General features: G+C 63.5%; 5 protein-coding genes. 4 read left to right on the forward strand and 1 reads right to left on the reverse strand.

All coding sequences use genetic code 11. From position 1 onward, the window contains the following. The first annotated feature begins 144 nt into the window (after positions 1-144). The 3 genes from M5C71_RS33445 to M5C71_RS33455 are packed head-to-tail and all read left to right on the forward strand — an operon-like array spanning position 145 to position 2,881. Positions 145-696, forward strand: coding sequence for an ankyrin repeat domain-containing protein (locus tag M5C71_RS33445; protein ID WP_248769696.1), 552 nt, complete (start codon positions 145-147; stop codon positions 694-696). Between the two features lie 45 nt (positions 697-741). Further along, positions 742-2,109, forward strand: coding sequence for a DNA repair protein RadA (gene radA / locus M5C71_RS33450; RefSeq protein ID WP_100941462.1), 1,368 nt, complete (start codon positions 742-744; stop codon positions 2,107-2,109). A 46-nt stretch (positions 2,110-2,155) separates the two neighbouring features. After that, positions 2,156-2,881, forward strand: a complete 726-nt coding sequence (locus tag M5C71_RS33455; RefSeq protein WP_103499711.1) for a hypothetical protein — start codon at positions 2,156-2,158, stop codon at positions 2,879-2,881. 92 nt (positions 2,882-2,973) lie between these two features. Here the strand turns inward: M5C71_RS33455 and M5C71_RS33460 are convergent, their stop codons facing one another. After that, positions 2,974-3,342 (reverse strand): PilZ domain-containing protein, encoded by a 369-nt coding sequence (locus tag M5C71_RS33460; RefSeq protein ID WP_103499712.1) that lies wholly within the window; start codon positions 3,340-3,342, stop codon positions 2,974-2,976. Between the two features lie 233 nt (positions 3,343-3,575). Here M5C71_RS33460 and M5C71_RS33465 point away from each other — a divergent pair. Further along, the coding region (locus M5C71_RS33465) for a carbon starvation CstA family protein (protein WP_283094100.1) at positions 3,576-4,249 on the forward strand (674 nt) is incomplete at its 3' end.

A 4,249-nucleotide genomic window follows, 5' to 3' on the forward strand; every position in this document is an offset into this window, starting at 1 on the left:
GCGGCCGATCAGGCGATGCAAGTCTCAACGGCCTCATCGCCAGCAAGCCGGCTCCTACAGGTCGGTGTATCACCGCAAAGTACCGTGTTGCCAGGATCCCTGGAGCCGTCATTGCGGCGGCGCGCCCGTCGTAGGAGCATCACTATGCGTATTTATGCTTTCCTGCTTTTACTGACCTGTGCCTTCGGCGCTTCAGCCCAAGAGGCACCGGTTCCCACCGACCCGGCCGCCCTCCAGGCGCAGCTCAAGGATTACTATTTCGATGCCGCCCGCCGTGGCGACGTCGAGATGCTCAACACCTTTATCGACGCCGGTTACAGCCTCGATACCCAGGACGACCAAGGCTACACCGCGCTGATCCTGGCGGCCTATCACGGCCAGGGCCCGGCGGTCGAACGCCTGCTGGCCGCCGGAGCCAATGCCTGCACCCAGGACAAACGCGGCAACACCGCGTTGATGGGCGCGATCTTCAAGGGCGAGGTGAGCATCGCCCGGCGCCTGCTCGCCACCGAGTGCAACCCGGACCAACGCAACGGCGCCGGCCAGACGGCGGCCATGTACGCCGGGTTGTTCAAACGTACCGGGTTGCTCGACGCCCTGGCGGCCAAAGGTGCCAACCTCGACGCCGAAGATCCCCTGGGCAATAGCGCGGCGCGTCTGGCGGACGGCGAAATCCGCACACAGGCGCCGCGCTGATCGCCGCCAGCTGAGCTATCATCGCGGTTTTGCGTGGGGGTTCAGATGGCCAAGGCCAAGCGCATGTACGGCTGCACCGAGTGCGGCGCGACCTTTCCCAAGTGGGCCGGCCAGTGCGGTGAATGCGGGGCCTGGAACACCCTGACCGAGACGATGGTGGAAAGCGGTGGTGCCGCGCCGCCCAGCGGTCGCACCGGCTGGGCCGGGCAACAGGCGCAGATCAAGACCCTGGCCGAAGTCAGCGTCGAGGAAATCCCGCGTTTTTCCACGGCGTCCGGGGAACTCGACCGAGTGCTCGGCGGCGGCCTGGTGGACGGCTCGGTGGTGCTGATCGGTGGCGACCCGGGCATCGGCAAGTCGACCATTCTGCTGCAGACCCTGTGTAATCTCGCCACGCGCATGCCGGCGCTGTATGTCACCGGCGAAGAATCGCAACAACAGGTCGCCATGCGCGCCCGGCGCCTGGGCCTGCCCCAGGACCAACTGCGGGTGATGACCGAGACCTGCATCGAAACCATCATTGCCACCGCCCGGGTGGAAAAACCCAAGGTCATGGTGATCGACTCGATCCAGACCATTTTCACCGAGCAACTGCAATCGGCACCGGGCGGCGTGTCCCAGGTCCGCGAGAGCGCGGCGCTGCTGGTGCGTTATGCGAAGCAGAGCGGCACGGCGATTTTCCTGGTCGGTCACGTGACCAAGGAAGGCGCCCTGGCCGGGCCGCGGGTGCTTGAGCACATGGTCGACACCGTGCTGTATTTCGAGGGTGAGTCCGATGGCCGCCTGCGCCTGCTGCGCGCTGTGAAGAACCGTTTTGGTGCGGTCAACGAACTGGGCGTGTTCGGCATGACCGACCGTGGCCTGAAGGAAGTCTCCAACCCCTCGGCGATTTTCCTGACACGGGCCCAGGAAGAAGTGCCGGGCAGTGTGGTCATGGCCACCTGGGAAGGCACCCGGCCGATGCTGGTGGAGGTGCAGGCCCTGGTGGACGACAGTCACCTGGCCAACCCGCGCCGGGTCACCCTCGGGCTGGACCCGAATCGCCTGGCGATGCTGCTGGCGGTCCTGCACCGCCATGGCGGGATTCCGACCCACGACCAGGATGTGTTCCTCAACGTCGTCGGCGGGGTCAAGGTCCTGGAGACCGCCTCGGACCTGGCGCTGCTGGCGGCGATCATGTCCAGCCTGCGCAACCGGCCATTGCCCCACGACCTGCTGGTGTTCGGCGAGGTCGGCCTGTCCGGCGAAGTGCGGCCGGTGCCCAGCGGCCAGGAGCGTCTTAAAGAGGCGGCCAAGCATGGTTTCAAGCGGGCCATCGTGCCCAAGGGCAATGCGCCGAAAGAAGCGCCGCCGGGGCTGGTGATCATCGCGGTGACGCGGTTGGAGCAGGCTTTGGATGCGTTGTTTGAATAATGATCGCTTCATCTATCAATCGACCTATTGGGAAGGGAGTCAAAGGATGAAAGGTTTCAACTCGGCCGTGCTGGGGTTGGGATTGGCCGTGTGGTGCGGCTTGGCAGGGGCGACAGAGGTGCCCGCCGGTTATCGCGTGGCCCAACAATTGCCGATCGATAACGGGCAGGTGTTGGAGATACTGGAGGACGTGCGGATGACTCCGGACCTGCATCGCGCCCTGTGGGGCAACGGTACGGAACCGGAAAGTATCGAGGACCAGGTGCTCGCCGCGGATGTCGAGAACAAGCCGTTCGTCGACGCCCAGGTGCGCTTGCTGGCGGCCTCCGGTGAGGCGCTGGAAAACAAAAGCCTGGGTTACCCGCTGGCCACGGTTGAGAAAGCCCCCCTGGTGGGCCTGCCGGCCCCGGCCTATTTCCTGACCATCGATGAAACGGCGCCGATGGGCACCTACAGCGGTCCGGCCACCCAGGTACTGATGCCGTCGACGGGCAAGCTCAACGCCACGGTCTATCGGACGGCGGAGGGCAAGAGCGAGGCGCTGTTCCTGGCCCAGACCGGCAAGGCGGCCTGGCAGGTCGGCGCGCCGACGGCGGACGGCGTGGCACAGATCCAGCAGGTGTCCTCATCGCCGGCGAGCGAGGATGAAGAGTTTGTCACCACCTACCGGACTTATCGGTTCAAGAACGGCGCCTGGCAATTGTCGTCGCGGCAAGAGGCGGGGTATTGGGACACCGAGAGCGATTTTCCGCAGCGCTCGGCGTTTCCCTGATGGTGCCGGTGCGGGTTTGCCAGTGATTGCGAGGGTGTACTCACCGCCGCATCGCCGGCAAGCCGGCTCCCACAATTTTTCTAGAGCTTTGTTTACAGCTCGATCAGGGCGCCCAGTTCCCGTTCGAGTTCCTCCGCGTCGGCCAGATTCAACTCGATCAGGCGCCGCAGGTGCTGGATCGATTCCAGGCCGATATGCAGGCACTTGAAGCCCAGGTGGTCTTTTTCCCGGTGCACCAGTTCGGCGTCCATTTCGACATGGGCGTTTGCCGCCAGGCGAATGTCGACGCGGAAGATGCCCTCGTTGCTGTCATCCCAAGTGCCGGGTCGCTGAAGTAGCAGCCCCTTGAGCGACAGGTCGATCAGATGCGCCGACCAGACGGTGGAGCCCTGGCTGAGGGTGGTGTCGGCGTCGAAATCAATACGTTTGAATTGGCGTCGATTGGAATGCGGGTCGCTCATGACGTGGCTCCTTGGCGTATTCATTGACTATAGCCTCCACAGCCAGCAGGAGCGAATGTATAGCCGGATACCACACGATTTGTGCTGCCGTGGGCTAGGGTGGGTGGCCATTGCAAGCCATCGCGCAGGGGCAAAAAAGCCGTTCTCGAGCAATGTCGGGTATGGCCTTTGGCCCTGTTGGCGCTAAACTCAAGGTAGCTGTCTTTCTTGTCCTCTCTGGCTGGAATATAAAAATGAAAAATAATAATAGCCCGCTACGCCACCTACCCTGGCTGCTGCTGGCAATCGTTGGAGCATGCGCCCTGGGCGTAGTGGCCTTGCGCCGCGGCGAGGCGATCAACGCCTTGTGGATCGTGGTCGCCGCTGTGGCGATCTATCTGGTTGCCTATCGTTACTACAGTTTGTTCATCGCCAACAATGTCATGCAGCTCGATGCCAATCGGGCCACGCCGGCGGTGCTCAACAATGACGGTCTGGACTATGTGCCGACCAACAAACACATTCTTTTCGGTCACCACTTCGCGGCCATCGCCGGCGCGGGACCGTTGGTCGGGCCGGTGCTGGCGGCGCAGATGGGGTATCTGCCTGGCACGCTCTGGCTGATCGCCGGTGTGGTCCTGGCCGGTGCGGTGCAGGACTTTATCGTCCTGTTCCTCTCCACCCGCCGCAACGGTCGTTCCCTGGGCGATATGGTCCGCGAGGAAATGGGTCGCGTGCCGGGGACCATCGCCCTGTTCGGCTGTTTCCTGATCATGATCATCATCCTCGCGGTGCTGGCGCTGATCGTGGTCAAGGCCCTGGCCGAGAGCCCATGGGGCATCTTCACGGTGATGGCGACCATCCCGATCGCGATGTTCATGGGCATCTACATGCGCTACATCCGCCCGGGCCGCATCGGTGAAATCTC

Origin of the sequence: Pseudomonas sp. MWU12-2345 (assembly GCF_023242385.1) — a bacterium.
GTDB classification, from domain to species: Bacteria; Pseudomonadota; Gammaproteobacteria; order Pseudomonadales; family Pseudomonadaceae; genus Aquipseudomonas; species Aquipseudomonas gingeri_D.